Origin of the sequence: Pseudomonas sp. MRSN 12121 (genome assembly GCF_000931465.1) — a bacterium.
Lineage (GTDB): Bacteria > Pseudomonadota > Gammaproteobacteria > Pseudomonadales > Pseudomonadaceae > Aquipseudomonas.
In genome coordinates this window covers 909,171-929,419 of the sequence record NZ_CP010892.1, presented here as the reverse complement: position 1 = coordinate 929,419, position 20,249 = coordinate 909,171, and the positions used below count along the sequence as shown (strand labels likewise).

The window sequence follows — 20,249 nt, the reverse complement described above, 5'->3', positions numbered from 1 at the left end:
GATTCACTCAACCTGCTCAAGCACGCTGCGACACCGTAGCCGACACGCGTGCAACTGCCTATAATGCCGCCCCTATGGCTAAACAGAAGAAACACCCAACAGGGACCATCGCGCAAAACAAAAAGGCGCGTCACGATTACTTCATCGAACAACGGTTCGAGGCTGGCATGGTCCTGGCCGGCTGGGAAGTAAAGAGTCTGCGAGCAGGCAAGGCTCAACTGGTCGACAGTTACGTGCTGCTCAAGGATGGCGAAGCCTGGCTGCTGGGCAGCCACTTCACCCCGCTGACCACTGCCAGCACCCACGTGATCGCCGACCCGGTGCGCTCGCGCAAACTGCTGCTCAACAAGCGTGAGCTGGAGAAGATTTTCGCCTCCGTGCAGCAGAAGGGTTATGCCTGCGTGTGCCTGTCGCTCTACTGGAGCAAGCACATGGTCAAGTGCGAAATCGCCCTCGGCAAGGGCAAGAAGGAGTACGACAAGCGCCACACCGAGCGCGAGCGCGACTCCGATCGCGAGCTGCACCGCGCGGTGCGCAACAAGGGCAAGGAAGAGTAACGCTCTGCTGCCTTGACGCCATGATCGCGAGCAAGCTCGCTCCTACAGGGAGCGAGCTTGAACTTACCCTTCAGATCCCCTTGCGCCGCTCCGCCCGGGCCACGCGCTGCACTTCCTGACGGACCTCTTCCAGCACTTCCTGCACATACAGAATGTGCCGACTGGAAATCTCACGCGCCTGCTCGGCACGCCCCTCGATAATCGCCTGGTACAGATCGCGGTGTTGACTGATCAGCATGTCGCGGGTTTCCGTGCGCTGCTTGTACATGCCGCCGATGTTGGTCACCACGTTGCGCTTGAGCAGATCGAACAGCCCGCGGATGGTGTGCAGGAGCACAGCGTTATGGCTGGCCTCGGCGATCGCCAGGTGAAACTGCGCATCCGCCGCCCCCTCCTCGGCCCGGCTCACCTCGCTCGCCCGGGCATAGCAGTCCTGCAATGTTTCGAAGGCCGCCGTCAGGCGCTCGCGATCCACGTCGGTGGCCCGCAACGCCGCGTAATAGGCGCATGAGGCTTCCAGGGTGTGGCGAAACTCCAGCAGATCGCGCTGGGCTTCGGGGTTGTTCTCCAGCAGATGCAGCAGCGGATCGCTGAAGGTCGAGCCCAGCGACTCCACCACATAATTGCCCCCGCCCTGGCGGCTGACCAGCAAGCCCTTGGCCGTGAGCTTCTGGATGGCCTCGCGCAACGATGGCCGCGAGACACCGAACTGTTCCGCCAGCGCCCGCTCTGCCGGCAGACGCTCACCGGACTTCAGCGTGCCCTCGAGAATCATCCCCTCGAGCCGCTCGACAATGTCATCGGACAAACGGCGCTGACGAATCTGATCAAACCCCATCACTCACTCTCCACGATCCCGGCCGCGCGCCGGGCCTCTCTATTCTGGCCTATCGGGGCCGCGCCAGCACCTATCAGAACGCCTGCCTGCGAGCGGATCAGATGCCATCTGCACCGCAACTTCGACAAAAGTTTTAGGGCGGCAAATTGACACACCGCTCACAAGGCTTTTACCCTAGCCGACAGCGATTGTAAATTGGTCTTACCAATTATCCAAATACGCTGACCAGTGCCTGACCAACAACAATTAGGGGCCACCCCATATGCAAACCTGGCAACAGCTCTACAGCCCGCTTGGCAGCCTCGGCCTGTCCGCCCTCGCCGCCGTCATACCGATCGTGTTCTTCTTCCTCGCCCTGGCCGTGTTCCGTCTCAAAGGACACGTCGCCGGCAGCATCACCCTGGCGCTGTCTATCCTGGTGGCGATCTTTGCCTTCCAGATGCCCGCCGACATGGCGCTCGCCGCCGCCGGCTACGGATTTGCCTATGGCCTGTGGCCTATCGCCTGGATCATCGTCGCCGCGGTATTCCTCTACAAACTGACGGTCAAGAGCGGCCAGTTCGAGGTCATCCGCAGTTCCGTGCTGTCGATCACCGACGACCAGCGCCTGCAGGTGCTGCTGATCGGTTTCTGCTTCGGCGCGTTCCTCGAAGGCGCCGCCGGTTTCGGCGCGCCGGTCGCCATCACCGCCGCCCTGCTGGTCGGCCTGGGCTTCAACCCGTTGTACGCCGCCGGCCTGTGCCTGATCGCCAACACCGCACCGGTGGCCTTTGGCGCCCTGGGCATTCCGATCATCGTGGCAGGCCAGGTGACCGGCATCGACGCGTTCAAGATCGGCGCCATGACCGGCCGCCAGCTGCCATTGCTGTCGCTGTTCGTGCCGTTCTGGCTGGTGTTCATGATGGACGGCCTGCGCGGCGTCAAAGAGACCTGGCCAGCCGCCCTGGTAGCCGGCCTGAGCTTTGCCGTGACCCAGTACTTCACCTCGAACTTCATCGGGCCCGAACTGCCGGACATCACTTCGGCCCTGGCCAGCCTGATTGCCCTGACCCTGTTCCTCAAGGTCTGGCAACCCAAGCGCTCGTTCGCCGCGGCCACCGCCAGCGTCGGTGCCGCAGCCGTGCAAAGCGGCGGCTTCGGCCAACCACGTACCACCCAGCCTTCGCCTTACAGCTTCGGTGAAATCTTCAAGGCCTGGTCGCCGTTCCTGATCCTCACCGTGCTGGTCACTATCTGGACCCTCAAGCCGTTCAAGGCGATGTTCGCCGCCGGTGGTTCGATGTACAGCTGGGTCTTCAACTTCGCGATCCCGCACCTGGATCAACTGGTGATCAAGAGCGCACCGATCGTCGCCACCCCGACCGCGATTCCGGCGGTGTTCAAGCTCGACCCGATTTCCGCGACCGGTACGGCGATTTTCTTCTCCGCCCTGGTCTCGATGCTGGTGTTGAAGATCGATTTCAAAACTGGTCTGACCACTTTGAGAGAGACCTTCTACGAACTGCGCTGGCCGATCCTGTCCATCGGCATGGTGCTGGCCTTCGCCTTCGTCACCAACTACTCCGGCATGTCTTCGACCATGGCGTTGGTGCTGGCCGCCACCGGCGCGGCGTTCCCGTTCTTCTCGCCGTTCCTGGGCTGGCTGGGGGTATTCCTGACCGGCTCGGACACCTCGTCCAACGCCCTGTTCAGCTCGCTGCAAGCCACCACCGCGCACCAGCTCGGCGTCAACGACACCCTGCTGGTGGCCGCCAATACCAGCGGCGGCGTGACTGGCAAGATGATCTCGCCGCAATCGATCGCCGTGGCCTGCGCCGCCACCGGCCTGGTCGGCAAGGAGTCGGACCTGTTCCGTTTCACCCTCAAGCACAGCCTATTCTTTGCCACTATCGTCGGCCTGATCACCCTGGCCCAGGCCTACTGGTTCACCGGCATGCTGGTGCATTAATACCGCGACACCGAAAGAACCGGCGCCGGAGCACGACTTCGGCGCCTGCAACTCACAACCCGGTCTGCAAGGCTGCTGAAAGCTTGTCTCTCTATATTCAGCAGCCGCAGCAGACGGATAACCGGGACCACCCGGAGACACGCCTGATGAGCGAGCTTTTTTACAACGCCGTGCCTAACGCGACCCGCGTCGCACCGCCCTTGGCCGAACCGCGCCAGTACCCCAGCGAGAAACCGTCGCGGGTCTACCTGTTCGGCACCTGTGTGGTCGACCTGTTCTACCCCGACGCCGGGATGGATGCGATTCACCTGCTCGAGCGCGAAGGCATTCGCGTGGAGTACCCGCAAGGGCAAAGCTGCTGCGGACAGCCGGCCTACACCTCGGGTTACACCGAGCAGGCGCGCACCGTGGCCCGCTCGCAGCTGGCGCTGTTCGCCGGCGACTATCCGGTGGTGGTGCCTTCGGGTTCCTGCGCGGGCATGATCCGCGAGCATTACAGCGACTTGTTCAAGGACGAGCCGCAGACGTTGCAACAGGTGCAGGCCCTGGCGGCCCGCACCTACGAGCTGGCCGAGTTCCTGCTGCATGTGTGCAAGGTGCAGCTCAAGGACCAGGGCGAGCCGGTCAAGGTGGCGCTGCATACCTCCTGCTCGGCACGGCGCGAAATGAACACCCACCTGCACGGTCGTGAGCTGCTGGCACAACTGGGCAACGTGGAGCGGGTAGACCACGACCACGAAAGTGAATGCTGTGGCTTTGGCGGGACTTTCAGCGTCCGAATGCCGGACATCTCCGGCGCGATGGTCGCGGACAAGACCCGCGCACTGAAGGAATCCGGCGCCCACCAGGTGCTGAGCGCCGACTGCGGCTGTTTGATGAACATCAACGGCGCGCTGGAGAAACAACGGGAAGCGCTGCGCGGCCAACACCTGGCCAGCTTCCTCTGGCAACGCACCGGAGGTGCCGCATGAGCGCCCCCGAGCTGATTGCGACCACCGACATGTCGGACGATTTTCGCACCCGGGCCCACCAGGCCCTGGGTGACCAACAACTGCGAAACAACTTTCGCAGTGCCATGGATTCCCTCATGGCCAAGCGTGCGGCGTCGTTCAGCGATGCCTTTGAGCGCGAACACCTGCGGGCCCTGGGCAATGCGATCAAGGCCCGTGCGTTATCCAAGCTGCCCGACCTGCTCGAGCGGCTTGAACAGAACCTGACCCGCAACGGTGTGACTGTGCATTGGGCGGAGACGGTGGACGAGGCCAATGGCATCGTCCTCTCGATCATCCGCGCTCACGAGGCGCGGCAAGTGATCAAGGGCAAATCGATGGTCAGCGAAGAGATGGAAATGAACCATGTCCTCGCTGAACAAGGCATTGAATGCCTTGAGTCGGACATGGGCGAGTTCATCGTCCAGCTCGACCACGAGAAGCCTTCTCACATAATCATGCCGGCGATCCACAAGAACGCCGGTCAGGTCGCGTCCTTGTTCCACGACAAACTTGGCGTGGAGTACACCAGGGACGTCGACCAACTCATTCAGATCGGTCGCAGGGTCCTGCGGCAGAAATTCTTCGAAGCGGACATCGGCGTCTCCGGTGTCAACTTCGCCGTGGCCGAAACCGGCACCCTGCTGCTGGTGGAAAACGAAGGCAACGGCCGCATGTCCACTACGGTGCCGCCGGTGCACATCGCCGTCACCGGCATCGAGAAAGTCGTCGAGAACCTGCGCGACGTGGTACCGCTGCTGTCGCTGCTGACCCGCTCGGCGCTGGGCCAGCCGATCACCACCTACGTCAACATGATCTCCGGCCCGCGTAAGGAGCACGAGCTCGATGGCCCACAAGAAGTGCACCTGGTGCTGCTCGACAACGGTCGCAGCCAGGCCTTCGCCGACAGCGAGCTGCGCCAGACCCTGAACTGTATCCGCTGCGGCGCCTGCATGAACCATTGCCCGGTCTACACCCGCATCGGCGGCCACGCCTACGGCGAGGTTTACCCCGGCCCCATCGGCAAGATCATCACCCCGCACATGGTTGGCCTGGCCAAGGTGCCGGACCATCCGAGCGCGTCGTCGCTGTGCGGCGCCTGCGGTGAAGTGTGCCCGGTGAAGATCCCGATCCCGAGCCTGCTGCGCCGCTTGCGCGAAGAGAACGTCAAGGCTCCGGACAGCCCGCACCAGGTGATGCGCGGCCAGGGCAGCAAGTATTCGCGCAAAGAACGTTTCATCTGGAACGCCTGGGCCCGGCTCAACAGCTCGCCGACCCTGTACCGCCTGTTCAGCCTGGCGGCGACTCGCCTGCGCGCGCTGACCCCGAGCAACGTCGGCCCCTGGACGCAAAACCACAGCGCACCGAAACCCGCCGCCCGGTCCCTGCACGACCTGGCCCGCGAGCATCTGGCCAAACAGGGAGAGCGTCGATGAGCGCCAAACAGAACATCCTCGGCAAACTGCGCAACAGCCTCGCCGGCACCACGCCGCTTGTGGATAACTTCGACGAGGCGCTGGTCACCGCGCCTTATACCTACACCGCGGAACAACGCATCCCACAGCTGCGCAAGCAGATGGAAGCGGTGCACACCGAAATCCATCAGACCACCGGCGCCGGCTGGCCCGAGTTGCTGGCGACATTGCTGCGCGACCGGCAACTGCCCAGCCTGCTGATCGCCCCGACCACGCCCCACGGCCAGCGCATCAGCCAGTACTGGGCCGAGCATCCCGGCCTGCCGCCGCTCAAGGCCTACGATCGGCCCGTGGAGGAATGGAAAGCCGAGCTGTTCAACGACACCCCGGCCAGCCTCACCACCACCCTCGGCGCCATCGCCGCCACCGGCAGCCTGATCCTCTGGCCGACCCGCGAAGAGCCGCGGCTGATGAGCCTGGTGCCGCCGGTGCATTTCGCCCTGCTCAAGGCCAGCGAGATCCGCGACAACTTCTATCAGGTCCAGCAGGAATACGCCTGGGCCCAAGGCATGCCGACCAACGCGCTGCTGGTGTCCGGCCCGTCGAAAACCGCCGACATCGAGCAAGTGCTGGCCTACGGCGCCCACGGCCCGAAAGACCTGGTGGTGCTGATCCTGGAGGACCAATGAGTCTACCGGCGGCTTTTCTGCGTGATGCGCAACAACTGATTCCCCAGGAGCGGCGTTTCGACGATCCGCTCTCGACCCTGGCCTTCGGCACCGACGCGAGTTTTTATCGGCTGATTCCGCAACTGGTGATCCGCGTCGAGTCCGAAGACGAAGTGGTGGCCCTGCTCCAGCTGGCCCAGCGCGACCGCGTGCCGGTGACCTTCCGCGCCGCCGGCACCAGCCTGTCCGGGCAGGCCATCAGCGACTCGGTGCTGATCGTGCTGGGGGATAACTGGAACGGCCGCGAGATCCGCGACCAGGGCCAGCAGATCCGCCTGCAACCGGGGGTGATCGGTGCCCAGGCCAATGCCTGGCTGGCGCCGTTCGGGCGCAAGATCGGCCCGGACCCGGCCTCGATCAATGCCTGCAAGATCGGCGGCATCGTCGCCAACAACGCCAGCGGCATGTGCTGCGGCACCGCGCAAAACACCTATCACACCCTGGCCGGCTTGCGCCTGGTGCTGGCCGACGGCACTCGCCTGGACACCGAAGACGCCGCCAGTGTCGCAGCCTTTCGCGCCAGCCACGGCGAACTGCTGGAACGCCTGGCGACCCTGGGCCACGAGACCCGTGCCAATAGCGAACTGGCGGCAAAGATCCGCCACAAATACCGCCTGAAAAACACCACCGGCCTGTCGCTCAATGCCCTGGTGGATTTCGACGAGCCGCTGGAAATCCTCAGCCATCTGCTGGTGGGCTCCGAAGGCACCCTGGGTTTTATCAGCGCGGTGACTTACGACACGGTGGTCGATCATCCACACAAGGCTTCGGCGCTGATTGTCTTCCCGGATGTGGAAACCTGCTGCAACGCGGTGACCGTGCTGAAAAGCCAGCCGGTGTCCGCCGTGGAACTGCTGGACCGCCGCAGCCTGCGTTCGGTGCAGGACAAACCGGGAATGCCGGCCTTCGTCCAGCAACTGTCGGCCAATGCCTGCGCACTGCTGATCGAATCCCGCGCCGCGTCCTCGACCCTGTTGCAGGAGCAACGGGTGCAGATCATGGCGTCCCTGGCCGCGTTCCCGGTGGAACAGCAGGTCGACTTCACCGAGGACCCGAAGGAAAACGCCCGGCTCTGGGCGATCCGCAAGGACACCTTCCCCGCCGTCGGCGCGGTGCGCAAGACCGGCACCACGGTGATCATCGAAGACGTGACCTTCCCGGTGGAACAGCTGGCCATCGGCGTCAATCGCCTGATCGCGCTGTTCGACAAGCACCGCTACGACGAAGCGATCCTGTTCGGCCATGCGCTGGAGGGCAACCTGCACTTCGTCTTCACCCAGGGCTTCAACAGCGCCGAGGAAGTGGCGCGCTACCAGGCCTTCATGGACGACGTGGCGCAGCTGGTGGCGGTGGAGTTCGGCGGCTCGCTCAAGGCCGAGCACGGCACCGGGCGCAACATGGCGCCCTTCGTCGAGCTGGAATGGGGCAGCGACGCCTACCAGCTGATGTGGCAACTCAAGCGCCTGCTCGACCCCAACGGCATCCTCAACCCGGACGTGGTGCTCAGCGCAGACCCGCAGATCCACCTCAAGCACCTCAAGCCGCTGCCGGCGGCCGACGAGATTGTGGATAAGTGCATCGAGTGCGGCTTCTGCGAACCGGTGTGCCCGTCCAAGGGGCTGACCCTGAGCCCGCGCCAGCGCATCGTGATCTGGCGCGATATCCAGGCGCGCAAACGCGCCGGCATCGACACCACAGAGCTGGAGGCGGCCTATCAATACCAGGGCCTCGACACTTGCGCCGCCACCGGTTTGTGCGCCCAGCGCTGCCCGGTCGGCATCAACACCGGCGAACTGGTGAAAAAACTGCGCGGCCAGCAGGCCACGCACGCCAAGGCGGCTGACTGGCTCGGTTCGCACTTTGCTACCACCTTGCAGGGCGCGCGCTTCACTCTGCATGTGGCCAACGGCGCGCGGATGCTGCTGGGGGCGCCACGCCTGGCCAGGGTTTCGGCGGCCTTGACCAAGCTGTCCAAGGGCCAGGTGCCGCAGTGGACCAACGCCATGCCGCAGCCGGAACGGGCCATTCGTTTCAGCCCGCCGATCAATGATCGGCGGCCGCGGGTGGTCTATCTGGCGGCGTGCGTGTCGCGGGTCATGGGCCCGGCGGCTGGGGACAAAGAGCAAAGTTCGCTCTACGACAAGACCCGCAACCTGCTGGAGAAAGCCGGTTATCAGGTGGTGATCCCGGAGCACATCGAGAACCTTTGCTGCGGCCAGCCGTTCGCCTCCAAGGGTTACGCGGAACAGGCCGAGCACAAGCGCCAGGAACTGCTCGGCGCCCTGCTCCACGCCAGCCGTGGCGGTCTCGACCCGATCTACTGCGACACCAGCCCCTGCACCCTGCGCCTGACGCAAGACCTGGGCGATACGCGCCTGGACCTGTACGACCCGGTGCGTTTCATCCGCACCCACCTGCTGGACAAGCTCGAGTTCACTCCACAGGAGGCGCCGGTGGCCGTGCATGTCACCTGCAGCACCCAGCACCTGGGCGAAAGCCAGGCGCTGATCGACCTGGCGCGGCGTTGCAGCACTAACGTGGTGATCCCGGAAGGCATCCATTGCTGTGGTTTCGCCGGCGACAAGGGCTTCACCACGCCAGAGCTCAACGCCCATTCCCTGCGCAGCCTCAAGGATGCGGTGCAGCACTGCAGCGAAGGCCTCTCCACCAGCCGCACCTGCGAAATCGGCCTGAGCCAGTACGGCGGGATCGACTACCACGGGCTGGTCTACCTGGTGGACCGGGTGACCCGGCCCAGAACAGCCTGATCGGCATATGCCCACTGTAGGAGCGAAGCTTGCTCGCGATGAACGTTAACGGTAACGCGTATTGACTGGATAAATGCAGCGTTCTCATGACCATCGCGAGCAAGCTTCGCTCCTACACAAACATCGCCCTTTTTCGCACCCAGCTGCCCAGCGGTCGCAACGCCGGGCAAAAAAATAGAACCCTGCCGAACCCTCGCAGTCCACCGAGCAAGTCCCCGGAAACGGGAGCTTCCCCAAACGCGGCAATTCGTGCTGACGGCCAGCGGCGCCTGGCCCTCCAGTCCAAGGAGACGCCCATGAAACGCTCTGTACTGTTAGGCCTGTTCGTCACCGCTTCGATCCTAGCTTCCCCCAGCTTCGCCGGGAACCAGGAGGACCTGTGCCAGGTGAACCTGCAAACCATCCGCGATGCCCGGACCAGCATCCAGTCCCAGGATTTGCAGGCCAATATGGAAGCCACCGTGCAACAAGCCCAGGCGGCCCAGGCGAAAAACACCGAGGAAGGCACCAAGGAATGCATCGCCCTGACCACCCGTGCCATCCAGACCATCCAGAACAGCACCAAGGGTGAAGGCGGCGGCTAACTGGGCAAGCCTTCGGGATGGCCTTGCGAGCCATTTTGGCGTAGACTGCGCAAACCTGCTGGTAATGCACAGCAGGTTCGGGGCCGTTTAGGATTCGACGCCGGTTGCGAAACTTTAGGTGCATGCCGAGTTGGTAACAGAACTCGTAAATCCACTGTTGCAACTTCCTATAGTTGCCAATGACGAAACCTACGGGGAATACGCTCTCGCTGCGTAAGCGGCGCTAGCCTTCCTCCTGGTACCTTCGGGTCCAGCAATCATCAGGGGATGTCTGTAAACCCGAAATGATTGTCATACAGAACAGAATCGCCGTGCAGTACGTTGTGGACGAAGCGGCTAAAACTTACACAACTCGCCCAAAGCACCCTGCCCGTCGGGTCGCTGAGGGTTAACTCAATAGACACGGCTAAGCATGTAGTACCGACAGCGGAGTACTGGCGGACGGGGGTTCAAATCCCCCCGGCTCCACCAAAAAAGCTAGACAAATCAGGCACTTAGCGGTTTTCGCAAGTGCCTTTTTTGTGCCTGATAGGGCTGTTTTGGCTCGGTTATGCCAGCTTAATGACAGCATATGTAGTGGTCATGTAGTGCTCAACGACAGGCGCCAACTGCCGCAACCAGCTCCCGCTCGTACCCGATCCTTTGCCGGCGCTCAGCCAGCAATGCCCTCACCTTCTGCTCCAAGCTGTCGGCCTTCTTGAGGCTGCCCGCGGCCCAGGCCGGCACCACCACATCTGGCGCGCGGCACGGCACCTGAACGGGCACCTCCACTCGCACAGTGCGTACCTCCGCCTTCTGGCCCGCGCACCCCGCCAGCAGCACCACAACCCCCAACAGCAGCAACTTCATAATCCAAGCTCCTGATCAATAACGGACGTGGCGGCCGCAGCCTGGTCCCCGCCGGTCCGCTCCTGCAACAGCCGGTTCGCGGCGGCATTGTCGACCCGGGAAAGCTCCCGGGCGTCGGCCTGGGCATGGGCGGCGCGCCGCTCCCGCTCCTGACCTGCCAGAACCAGGTCGCCGAGCTTCCTGCCCTGCTCCACCACCAGCGTTTCCAGGTTGGCCCGCCCGGCCTTGGTGGTAGCCAGGTCATCCTGGGCGGCGTCGAGCAAAGGCCGGTAGTGACCAGCAGCGAGCCAGGCCCCCAGCCCGGCACCAGCAGTGATCAACAGTCCGGCCAGCACCAGCAGGCCGATCAGCTTCGGCGCCGGGCTCATAACAGCGCCCGCCGCACGCCTTCAGCCAGTACAGCGGCCGGGTATTCGTACCCTGCGTTTTCGTGATGGATGATCGCCTTGACGAATCCGGCCATGACCGCGGCCTGGGCCAGATCGATCTCCGCTCCAGGCCGGGTGCCGGTGTTCGCTTCGACAGCACGCACGTATGCAGCCGTGTCGTTCTCCACGGCAGGCGCCCAGCGGCTGATGATCGCCTTCACCGTTCGGAGCCCATGTTTGCGCTGGTAGGTCAGCAGCACCTTGCCCAGGGCGCGAATGCCGTTCTCCGGTGTATCGAACCGTGCGAATCGCTTCTCAAGCGCTGGATTGTGCGGTAGCTGGCCCTGCCACTTGTTGGCCGGGTTGTAGTCGATGTTTCCGGGGTTTCGGTTACGCACCCCGCGGGTTTCAGTGGTACTCATGCTTTTCTCCAGGCAAGAAAAAGCCCGCTCAGTGGCGGGCTGTTATTCGGTTTCGGTGGCTGCCGGCGGTGGCGATGGTTCCGGCTTCGGCATTTCAAGCCGGACATCGATCCAGCTGTTGAGCGGAACGTCCAGCGGAGCCCCGCGGCCGGGGATCATTTCGCCGTCTTCAGAGAGCGTCCAGCGCTGCTTGAACAGACGGATAATCACAGTGCCGTCTTCCGCCTGTTCACTCTCGGTGATGCCGAGCGTGCCGCCGCCGTCCGGCGAACAAGGATCCTGCGTGCGCCAGCCTTCAAGGGCCAGGCCCAGGCTGCCGGTAACCCGATACTCGCCGACACCCAGGCGCTCAACGCTCACGCCGCGGGCTTCGCTGTTCGCCACGCCCCACTCGCCGGCCGGCTCGAAGGTCTGCTCGTCGAGATCGCGGCGCACGCTATCTGCGACGTTCGCGATGCGCACGATCGGCGATGCAGCGGACAGCGCGCCGCCTGATCCGCGGGTGGTGTTGCCCGTGTGGTAGACCTCCATCGCCAGCCCGAAATTGCCGCCGGCGGCCCCCGTCGAAACCCGGAAATACATCTTGTTGACTGCGAGACCCATCGGGAAGAAAAGCTGAGCCTCGTAGTTGTTGTTGTAGGGAACTCGAACCATGGCGGCGTAGGAAATGCCGGATGACGAAGGACCGGCGGCGACTTTGTACATTCCGCCCCCCTGCGGGCTTCCCACTTGCGCGTTCCCAGGCGAGTCATAGCCTGTCGCGTCGGGTGCGGCGACCATGCCAATGCCCGACGCTGACTTCGTTGGCCAGGGCGCTCCTGCCGCGGTATCCGCTCCCGTGCCGCCCCGCGCGATCGGCAGCACCGTCGGCAGCGCTGACGGAGATCCTGTTGCGCCGAGGGCCGCATAAAGCTCGTCGAAGTTGCCGTTGATCTTGATGTTGGCGCTGCGCGGTGTGTCCCCGCCGACGCCCGTCGGGGCAGTCCCCAGGGTTACCGTTTGCTTTGACATTTGAATGCTCCAATTACTGGTAGGGGAATGGAAGGCCGGCAGTTCTGATCACAAGTGCCGTTGGATACCTATCCGTCGGGATGTTCCGGAAGCTGTTTCCCGACGGCGTTCCGGGGCCTGACGGGGTATTTCCTTTCGTTGTGGCTCCGGCTGCGCCGAACATAAAACTGATGCCGCCAACCCTTCCGTATGCACCCTCAGAAACGGTTACGGTCAGCCCTGTATCGGCGCTGCCATTCAAGCAAACCGCAGAGCGGGCCCACGGGAGATAGGCGGCGTACTCCTCGCCCGCCAGCCCGATGTCTACTCGACTATCAAGCGCTGGGGAGTAATTTGGCGCTACAAGACCTCGCCGCTGAACGTTGTATCCGCCGCTGTAGGTTGTCCCCCACCAGTCAGGCCATGCTGGCGGGTGTGCAGGTGGCGGCGGCGCCTGGACTGCTGCCAGCACGTTCAAGGGTGGCTGTAGCGAGTTGAACGAGATCCTGCCGTCCTCGAGACGCGTCTTCAGGTAGGGGCTGCCCGGGATGTTGTCGGCCATGAGATCAAAGCAGTAGAACCGCGTATTGGCATCGGCGTTGATGTAGATGAACGTCATGCTGCTGCCCGACCGGGAAACCCCGTTCAGGCAGCCAGGGCCAGTGATAAACACGATTGGCGATAGCGCATTCGTCACCGTGAAACCGTAGGCGGGATCTCCGCGCTGCGGGTCAGACTCAGGCGCCCAACTCGCGCCGTCGCTCGGGTCAAGCTGCGCGGACCTCAGGTAGTACCTGGCCCAGTTCTCGATAAAGGCAAGGTTTCCGCTTTTCACAAGCCCGTAGCAGATCTTGCTGGTATCGAACAGAAGCTCCTCGGTGTCTTTGGTAACAACCAGTCTCGCGACCATCAGTAGTACCCATAGTAAATCTGGCAGTTGGCCGAGAAGTAGCCCCAGCCGTTTGTGTTGTATGAGTAGCTCCAGGAAAGGGTCGTGCCGGACAGTGTCACCCCCGGCCGCTTCCCCTTCTCCCGCTGCAGGTCCACCAGCGGCACGACGATGAAGAACATGGTCTTGCCCGCCGGCGGCAGCGGGATCGAGGCAGAGCCATTGGCCCCGCCGGTCACCACGCTGCCAACCATCTGGCTGATCTTCATCGTCATATCCACCAACACGACATCGCCGGCGGTTTTCAGGGTCATGCCGGTCATAGGCTCATCTCGATGCCTACCACGCCGTTCGGGTGATAGAACTTGATGGATGTGTTGTTGATCTGCAGACGCCCGGCACCGTTGCTGCCGTTCATTTCCCAGGCGCCGGTTCGTGGCAGCATCCAGCCTGTCGTGTTCGGCACGTAGTCGAGGGAGTACAGCGCCCCGCCGATCTTCCCGTTGGTGATCGATGCATCGAGGACGAACAGCGAGTTGATGAACGTCTGGCCGTTCTGCACCACAAACGGCGCGGAGGGCGAGCCGCCCAAGCCGTTCACTACTGCGAAGCGGTCAGCACTCACAAGGAACTGGCTCTGGAACACACCACCCTGGTTTTCAATGCCCAGACCGATGCCCGCGGCGATGTAGCGACCGTTTGAATCAACCTGCATCTTCACCGACCACATCGTCGAGGCCTTGCCGTCGAGCGCCACCTGGGCCTGGCTGACCGTCTGAATCGCGGCGCTGTTCTGCCCCATCTGCACATTGACTTCGTCAACGCGCTTACCGGTGGCCACGTCGCCCTCGATCAAAGCGGACTGCACCGACCAAACGCCGACATACCCTTGCTCTGAGCCGGCGTAGCTGGTTTCCTCGCCGGCCATTGCCGGGTTGACCTGGACATAGATTCCGTCCACTCGCTCCGCGGTGGTGGTGACCTTGCCGTCCAGCGCTGTGACCGTCGACTTGAGAGTGCTCAGGCCAGTCGCCGTAGCATTCACGCCAGTGACAGGATCGTTCACCGTGGCTTTCACTGCATTTAGCTGGGACGCCTGCGCAGTGATCTCGTTGCCGTGCTGCGCGATGGTTGTGCTGTTCTGCTGAACCTGAGTTGCGAGCGCGTTCACCGTCTGAGCGACAGTACCGATATCGATCCAGTAGGCAGCGTTGGGCGGTGCCGCGCCTGCTGGCACAGCCGTAATGGCTTGATACAGGTGCTGCCCTTGGCGGACGATCTCGTTTACCGCGTAAGTCTTTGACGGGTCGTACTCGAGTGCATCCACGATCTGTTCAATGAGCCCTTCAAGCTCTTCCTTGGTTGCCTTGATGCGTGAGTTGACAGAACCAGGGCCATCTCCGTCGACCAGATCAATACGGTTGCTCAGGTGCTGCCCAAGGGCCGACTCCGTGATCTGGCCAAGGAAGTGCTTCTCGTATTCGGTCGGGTCTGAACTGGCCTGGCCGTTGACGCCAATCCCCGTCGGATACCAGGGGCCGACGTTGCCGGTGCGGTCGACAAGGCGCGCCCAGAAGAAGAACGACGCCCCGGCCAGGATGTTTTGCATTTCGTGCCGAGCCTGCGGGTAGGCGAAGTCACCCAGCTTGATCGCGTCAGCCTGCGACGTGGTCTTGCTGTACCAGATCTCCGTCCGTTGCGTGTCCTCGGCGCCCGCGGGGAAGCCCCAGTCAAGGCGAATGCCGTAGACCAGGCTCGTCGGGGTCAGGAATGACACCGCCGGCGGCAACCCCTCCTTGCCCTTCAGTTGGGTCAGGTTCGAGTTCTTCCAGATCGACGTGATATCGAAGGCGCTCACCGCCCGCACCCGGGCAACATAGGCGCCGGCGTAGATGCCGACCACGTCAACCGAGGTAGCCCCGGTGCGCTGCAGCTTGATCCAGTTCCCGCTGTCCTTGCGCCATTCCACGTCATAGCCGACTGCTCCGTTCACGGCTGGCCAGGTGATATTCATGGTGGCCACGGCCAGGCCCTGCGACACGACCGAGGTCGAGGCGACGGTGACGCTTGCCGGCGGCGGAACGACGGTGATCGGGATCACGCTGATCGGCCTTTCCTCGAGGCGCGCGCCAGTATCGATGAAAGCAAACTTGCCGGGCTCGTACTGCAGGGCGCTGATCTCGAAATCCCCTTCAGCAGTACGCTTGGTGCGCAACACCCGGTACAGCGGGATCGCCAGATCATCAGCATCCAGGGCCCACTGCAATTGCGCGATCGGCGGCTCGCTGTAGGCGACCGTGACCGTCACCGCGCGGCCGCTGACGCTTTGCACGGTGCGCCCCTCGGCGCGGCCGCCCGGCAGGTTGATGATCAACCGGTCCCCGGCCTTGGCCTGGGTGTTGCGGTCAAGCGTCACCACGCGGCCGGCCGCGGCCGAGATCCGCCCGCCCACCTCACGGCCGGCTAACAGCGAATCCGCGACCGGGATGATATGCCCAGGCAGCGGAATCACGCCCTCCATGCCGGTCTTGAACGACACGGTGCGGTCCTGGTTGTTGCTGAGGATCGCCCACTTACCGCGGCGCTGGGCTTCAGAGGCACGAGTGCAGCCAATAGCGGTCAGTTCGGTCGGCCGGTCGCCGTAGCGGCGCTGCAGGCCAAGGTCCGCGAACGGAATGACGTCGGTGTCGTAGTTGTTCGAAGGGTTGTCGTAGCTGACCAGGGCCCGGGTGTACCGGGTCTTGGCCGACGCGCTGCCGTAGGAGAACTTCCCATCGATGACGTTGGCCCGGGTGAAGACGTAGTCGAAGTCCTGCGCCCGCGGCATGTCCGCTTGCATCACCAGCTGGCCCTGAGCCCAATAGGTCATGCCCCGGTAGATGCCGGCGATATCGCGCAGCAGCGACCAGGCATCGGCCTTGCCCTGTAGGTTCATGTCGCACAGAAAGCGCGGTTCCTGGCCGCCCAGGCCATCCGGCACAAGTTGGTCGCAGTACTGCGAAATCCGGTACAGCTCCCACTTGTCGACCATCCACGACTTGATGCGCTTGCCCAGGCCAAAGCGGTCCTCGGTGCAGACCCCGTAGGTGATCCACGCCGGGTTATTGGTCCAGGCCGACTTCATAGTGCCGTCCCAGGTGCCGGTGTAAGTGCGGGCCACAGGGTCATAGTTGCTCGGCACCATCCAGCGCCGAGCCTTGCACTTCACAGTTACGGCCGGGATGTTGGTGAACTGCTCGGCGTCGAATTCGATGTAGAGCAGCGCTGTGTTCGGATATCGCAGCTTGGCATCGATCACCTCGGTGATACCGGCGATCAGCATGGTGTCGGCGATCCTGTTGCTGTTCTGGTTCGGCGTCAGGCGGCGCACGCGGATCTGCCAGCCGGTAGTGGCGGCCGGGAGATCGATTCGGCGCGAGCGCTCATAGCGGGTGGTTGTCTTGCCGTCCACGGCGTCGGGGTACACCTGCTGATAAGCACCACCGTCAGTAGCCAGATCAATGGCGTACTCGATGCGGTAGCCGACGACATTTCCCTCGTCGTCCTGCCGCTGCAGGGCAGGCCAAGCGAAACGCAGGCGCACTGCCGATAGCTGGGTGTTGGTGATCGAGCGCACCCACGGGGTATCGCTGCGCAGCTCGATGTTCAGCGAGGTCTCGTTCTCGACCGACGGAATGCCCGGGATGTAGGTCTGATCCACGGAGCCCGGCCGCCAGTCCCACTTCACGTTCGGGAAGTTGTAGTTGCCGCTGGCATCGCGGATCGGCGTGTTGTCCAGGTAGATGTCGTAGTCGGTCGGAGTTTCGTCGAACTCTCCTTCGCCCACCGCCACCAGCAGCTTCGCCACGTTGGTCGAGCGCAGGCTATCGCTGGCTTCGGTCGGCGTCTTCGGCTTGCTGCTGCCGCCCTTCTCGCCGTGGATCTCGATCTTTTCTGCGGCGCCCATGCTTTCCTCCAGGCATAAAAAAACCGCCTCTTGGGCGGCCTGTGTAGCTGTACAGGGTGGATGAAATTCCAGTAACGCAAGAGCGCGCCAGGGTAGTAGCGTTCAGCCTTCACGCAACCAAGGAGCGGTCATGTCAATTAAAAGTCTTGCTAAAAATCTCCCTGCCGACCCAGACAACGAGGGGTGGGTTCTGGGCTGGGGAGTCGTGCAAACCTCACCCTGGCATTTCGTCGATATCTACGCGTCTAAGGATGCGGCCGAGACTGAAGCGGCATCTCGCGGTCCAGAATATCGAGTCGATTACGGCTCTCACCGGCTGGGATCTGACGATTTTGTGGGTGGCTTGGAAGAGCCTTTGCCGGGCCAGTTAGGCTGAAGCCCATGCGGCAGCTGCCAAAGACCGGTGCGGCGGTAAGACCTGCCTTGTCGCGGTATTTTCGCGTGTAGCCGCTTGGCGATGTGCATTTGCCAATGAAGCGCTCGTGATGGATCTCACGCCCATTGTCCAGAACGGCCACCACCGCTTCGTCGCCGCAAATCAATCCGTCCTCAAGCCGTTGCAGGTCATGGATAGTGATGCTGTAGGTGACTTTGGTCATGCCTTGTCCTCCGCGTAGATCGAGGCCGAGATGATCATCCCGCCCCACCGGCGCTCGCCGATGCAGATCGGCACCGGGTTGCCGCTGGCCGTGGTGTTCTTGGCGCTGCCGAAGGCGTAGGACGGGGCGTTGTCCGGGGATGCGCTTTGCTTCAGGCCTGAGACCTGGGGGCTGAGCATCTGGATGACGCCGCCGGCAATGAGACCAATCCCGGCCGGGGTCAGATATGGCGCGGTAAATGGAAGCGCGTAGGAAATTGCCAACAACACAACACCGACGACAGTCTGCAGAACTCCAGCGCGTTTGCTCCCTTCGACAACGGGCACAATTCGAATCTCTCGAGTCCCACCAAGATCCAATTCAGCTTCACCAATATTCACCCGATTTCGAAAAACTGCGAACCGCATTCCTAGAGCGGCAAGCCTTTTGATTTCTGCCTCGAAACCTTCGAGAGTGCAGCTCATGGCTTTAAAGACTTCGCGTGATGTGCCTGAATCGATTTTTTTAGCGTGAGATCTACCAAACTTCCGAGCAAGAGAGCCCGACAGCTTGATGGTAGTCATTTCAGCAATAGCGGCCAAAACGTTTCTCCTTTCATAAAAAAACCGCCTATCGGCGGTCTTGTATTCATTTGCACTTCTGAATTGAGTCTCGCAAGGACCCACGTCCGATTTGCGACCATGCGACCCGCTGATAGAGTTTCGCCACGCTCCCTGCTTTTGCATAGCTGATGTCCAGAACATCGTCTGTTTGTTGGGCAAAGCCGCTGACCAGACGGTAACCGGTAGTCGTTTCACTCATACTGGCATTAGAGTTGTGCTCTTGCCACGCAGGGAAAATACAGAGCGCTAAGGCTTTCGGTGTTTTTGCAGAAGAAACAGTAATTGCCGGTGCTTCAGACATGAGGTCTGACGGTGATGCACACCCCGCCAACAACGCCACAGCCAACGCTCCTACGATCAATCTCATGCGGGTCACTCCTGTGGAAAGGAGTCAACGATATCACCGGTCGACCCCTGTACGAATCCCCAGTTACGCCCCGGCGCCCTCCGTAGTAGCCTCCCGCCCTCACGCAACGGATTCCCCAGTCCCTTGCCTGCAAGCCCAAGGACTGGGATTGCGCCAATTTCGGCGCGTTTATGACCTAGGAGGTCGATGTGAGCAATGACACCAACATCCAAGAGATTCTGAACTACACCGGCTCATCTCTTCTTACACTGAACTGCATACTTTCAGGCCTGGCGAATCAGCTTAAAGAGACGCAAGGCGCGGGGGCTGTTGAGGCCGCTCAAGCTTATGCAGTAGAACTCGCCAAGACTCATCCATCAGGCGCTGTTGCGCCCGATGTGACAGCTATCAACAGCTTCTTCAGCCATCACAAATAGGATCAAGGCCGAGCGCCTTTTCCAATCTCGAAAGCCGACGCTCAAGTAGGTCGGCTTTCTCCTGCGCTTCCTTGCCAAATTCTTCGGGCAACCCAAGCCCAATCCCTGCGAACCGACCACCATCGACGATGATCGACCAGTTGTTGATGAAATGATCGCCTGCTGCTTCGAATGGCTGATTCATAACTCTCTCCTGCGGCCCTGCCGCATCATGTGGTTGATTGTGCATCTTTGTGCCTGAGGATCAGGCGCGTCCTGTCGAGCCACGGGCCGCCGAATATGATGATCTCGCTGGGCCGCCCGTACAGGTGGTGCAGCAGGAATGGCCCCGGGCCGAACACTTCGGCGGCCTCATCGGTCAGCGCCGGATCAGCGCCGAGGTAGATCCCGGCATGGTTCGGGTGTGCCGTTCGCCCCACCGCCATGACGATCATGTCGCCGCGTTCGGGTCGATCAACCTGGTAGAACCCAGCGGCCTCATAGGCCTGCTCATACAGGCTTGGCCCGGCCGGGTCTTCCCACCAGCCATCAGCACGCTTGAAGGCTTCGAACTCAAGCCCCCACTCGCGCTTGTACCAGTCTGCGCAGACCTGCCAGCAATCCCAGGCACCATGCACAAACGGGCGCTTGAGCAGCGGCGTGCTGCCTGCCGGCGTGATGGTGCGCAGGTCACCCTCCGGCCAGCTCAGGATGTGCCAGGGCAGCGCTGTAGCCTCGCACATGGCCAGGTCGCGCGGTGACGGCCGGCTGGTGGCGTCAGGGTGCGAGTGAACTACCCCGATCACCTCGCCCACGTCCTCGGCCGCGGCGTACTCCTCCGGATCGATCCGGAACTCCTCGTTCGGCTCAGTGGAGACGTTGCGGCACGGGTAGTACTGCTGCTTGCGCCCCACGGCCAGCAGCAGGCCGCAGCACTCCTTTGGGTACTCAGCCGCCGCGTGCGCCTGGATAGCGCTCAAGATGTGTTTGCGCAT

At 62.5% G+C, this 20,249-nt stretch carries 21 protein-coding genes and 1 other RNA gene; 10 read left to right on the top strand and 12 right to left on the bottom strand.

Features of this window, described 5'->3' with window-relative positions:
• Positions 1-74 precede the first annotated feature (74 nt).
• The gene (gene smpB / locus TO66_RS04140; protein WP_044461135.1) at positions 75-557 is read left to right on the top strand and encodes an SsrA-binding protein SmpB; all 483 of its coding nucleotides are present in this window, start codon (positions 75-77) and stop codon (positions 555-557) included.
• Between the two features lie 70 nt (positions 558-627).
• Here the strand turns inward: smpB and TO66_RS04135 are convergent, their stop codons facing one another.
• Positions 628-1,395 (bottom strand): FCD domain-containing protein, encoded by a 768-nt coding sequence (locus TO66_RS04135; RefSeq protein WP_044461134.1) that lies wholly within the window; start codon positions 1,393-1,395, stop codon positions 628-630.
• 262 nt (positions 1,396-1,657) lie between these two features.
• On the opposite strand from TO66_RS04135, the gene TO66_RS04130 reads away from it, so the two are divergent.
• From TO66_RS04130 to ssrA, 7 genes are all read left to right on the top strand, one after another.
• On the top strand, positions 1,658-3,343 hold the full coding sequence (locus tag TO66_RS04130; RefSeq protein ID WP_044461133.1) for a lactate permease LctP family transporter: 1,686 nt from the start codon (positions 1,658-1,660) through the stop codon (positions 3,341-3,343).
• 146 nt (positions 3,344-3,489) lie between these two features.
• Positions 3,490-4,314: a (Fe-S)-binding protein gene (locus TO66_RS04125; protein ID WP_044461132.1), complete on the top strand. Its 825-nt coding sequence runs from the start codon at positions 3,490-3,492 to the stop codon at positions 4,312-4,314.
• Complete coding sequence (locus tag TO66_RS04120) at positions 4,311-5,768, top strand: LutB/LldF family L-lactate oxidation iron-sulfur protein (RefSeq protein WP_044461131.1); 1,458 nt, start codon at positions 4,311-4,313, stop codon at positions 5,766-5,768. The genes TO66_RS04125 and TO66_RS04120 overlap by 4 nt, the downstream gene beginning before the upstream one ends.
• The gene (locus TO66_RS04115; RefSeq protein ID WP_044461130.1) at positions 5,765-6,436 is read left to right on the top strand and encodes a lactate utilization protein C; all 672 of its coding nucleotides are present in this window, start codon (positions 5,765-5,767) and stop codon (positions 6,434-6,436) included. Before TO66_RS04120 ends, TO66_RS04115 begins: the two co-directional genes overlap by 4 nt.
• The gene (locus TO66_RS04110; RefSeq protein WP_044461129.1) at positions 6,433-9,243 is read left to right on the top strand and encodes an FAD-binding and (Fe-S)-binding domain-containing protein; all 2,811 of its coding nucleotides are present in this window, start codon (positions 6,433-6,435) and stop codon (positions 9,241-9,243) included. Before TO66_RS04115 ends, TO66_RS04110 begins: the two co-directional genes overlap by 4 nt.
• 296 nt (positions 9,244-9,539) lie before the next feature.
• On the top strand, positions 9,540-9,827 hold the full coding sequence (locus TO66_RS04105; RefSeq protein ID WP_044461128.1) for a hypothetical protein: 288 nt from the start codon (positions 9,540-9,542) through the stop codon (positions 9,825-9,827).
• A gap of 79 nt (positions 9,828-9,906) precedes the next feature.
• Positions 9,907-10,298, top strand: a transfer-messenger RNA (tmRNA) gene (gene ssrA / locus TO66_RS32265).
• Positions 10,299-10,418: 120 nt separating this feature from the next.
• Here ssrA and TO66_RS04100 read toward each other — a convergent pair.
• Genes TO66_RS04100 through TO66_RS04070 form a run of 7 tightly spaced genes read right to left on the bottom strand, consistent with a single transcriptional unit; the run spans position 10,419 to position 17,291 of the window.
• Positions 10,419-10,676 (bottom strand): hypothetical protein, encoded by a 258-nt coding sequence (locus TO66_RS04100; protein ID WP_044461127.1) that lies wholly within the window; start codon positions 10,674-10,676, stop codon positions 10,419-10,421.
• Positions 10,673-11,044, bottom strand: a complete 372-nt coding sequence (locus TO66_RS04095) for a hypothetical protein (RefSeq protein ID WP_044461126.1) — start codon at positions 11,042-11,044, stop codon at positions 10,673-10,675. Before TO66_RS04095 ends, TO66_RS04100 begins: the two co-directional genes overlap by 4 nt.
• Positions 11,041-11,466 carry a structural protein gene (locus tag TO66_RS04090; protein ID WP_044461125.1) on the bottom strand — a complete coding sequence of 142 codons (426 nt, stop codon included), beginning with the start codon at positions 11,464-11,466 and terminating at the stop codon, positions 11,041-11,043. Before TO66_RS04090 ends, TO66_RS04095 begins: the two co-directional genes overlap by 4 nt.
• Before the next feature lie 42 nt (positions 11,467-11,508).
• Entirely contained in the window at positions 11,509-12,477 is a 969-nt protein-coding gene (locus TO66_RS32260) for a hypothetical protein (protein WP_082061039.1), read from the bottom strand.
• 13 nt (positions 12,478-12,490) lie between these two features.
• On the bottom strand, positions 12,491-13,366 hold the full coding sequence (locus tag TO66_RS04080; protein WP_044461124.1) for a hypothetical protein: 876 nt from the start codon (positions 13,364-13,366) through the stop codon (positions 12,491-12,493).
• Positions 13,366-13,668, bottom strand: a complete 303-nt coding sequence (locus TO66_RS04075; protein WP_044461123.1) for a hypothetical protein — start codon at positions 13,666-13,668, stop codon at positions 13,366-13,368. The genes TO66_RS04080 and TO66_RS04075 overlap by 1 nt, the downstream gene beginning before the upstream one ends.
• The gene (locus tag TO66_RS04070) at positions 13,665-17,291 is read right to left on the bottom strand and encodes a phage tail protein (RefSeq protein WP_044461122.1); all 3,627 of its coding nucleotides are present in this window, start codon (positions 17,289-17,291) and stop codon (positions 13,665-13,667) included. Before TO66_RS04070 ends, TO66_RS04075 begins: the two co-directional genes overlap by 4 nt.
• 130 nt (positions 17,292-17,421) lie before the next feature.
• Here TO66_RS04070 and TO66_RS33830 point away from each other — a divergent pair, with 130 nt between their 5' ends.
• Positions 17,422-17,667, top strand: coding sequence for a hypothetical protein (locus tag TO66_RS33830; RefSeq protein ID WP_082061038.1), 246 nt, complete (start codon positions 17,422-17,424; stop codon positions 17,665-17,667).
• A 219-nt stretch (positions 17,668-17,886) separates the two neighbouring features.
• Here TO66_RS33830 and TO66_RS04065 read toward each other — a convergent pair whose 3' ends face one another.
• Together TO66_RS04065 and TO66_RS32245 are read right to left on the bottom strand one after the other, a co-directional pair.
• A complete protein-coding gene (locus TO66_RS04065; RefSeq protein WP_044461121.1) occupies positions 17,887-18,471 on the bottom strand; it encodes a tail assembly protein in 585 nt (194 codons plus the stop codon).
• A 46-nt stretch (positions 18,472-18,517) separates the two neighbouring features.
• Positions 18,518-18,859, bottom strand: a complete 342-nt coding sequence (locus TO66_RS32245) for a hypothetical protein (protein WP_082061037.1) — start codon at positions 18,857-18,859, stop codon at positions 18,518-18,520.
• 188 nt (positions 18,860-19,047) lie between these two features.
• Here TO66_RS32245 and TO66_RS33175 point away from each other — a divergent pair, with 188 nt between their 5' ends.
• Complete coding sequence (locus TO66_RS33175) at positions 19,048-19,275, top strand: hypothetical protein (RefSeq protein ID WP_146021770.1); 228 nt, start codon at positions 19,048-19,050, stop codon at positions 19,273-19,275.
• Here TO66_RS33175 and TO66_RS04060 read toward each other — a convergent pair.
• Positions 19,259-19,459 carry a hypothetical protein gene (locus TO66_RS04060; protein ID WP_044461120.1) on the bottom strand — a complete coding sequence of 67 codons (201 nt, stop codon included), beginning with the start codon at positions 19,457-19,459 and terminating at the stop codon, positions 19,259-19,261. The two genes, TO66_RS33175 and TO66_RS04060, sit on opposite strands and share 17 nt — an antisense overlap.
• A gap of 25 nt (positions 19,460-19,484) precedes the next feature.
• The gene (locus tag TO66_RS04055; protein WP_044461119.1) at positions 19,485-20,249 is read right to left on the bottom strand and encodes a C40 family peptidase; all 765 of its coding nucleotides are present in this window, start codon (positions 20,247-20,249) and stop codon (positions 19,485-19,487) included.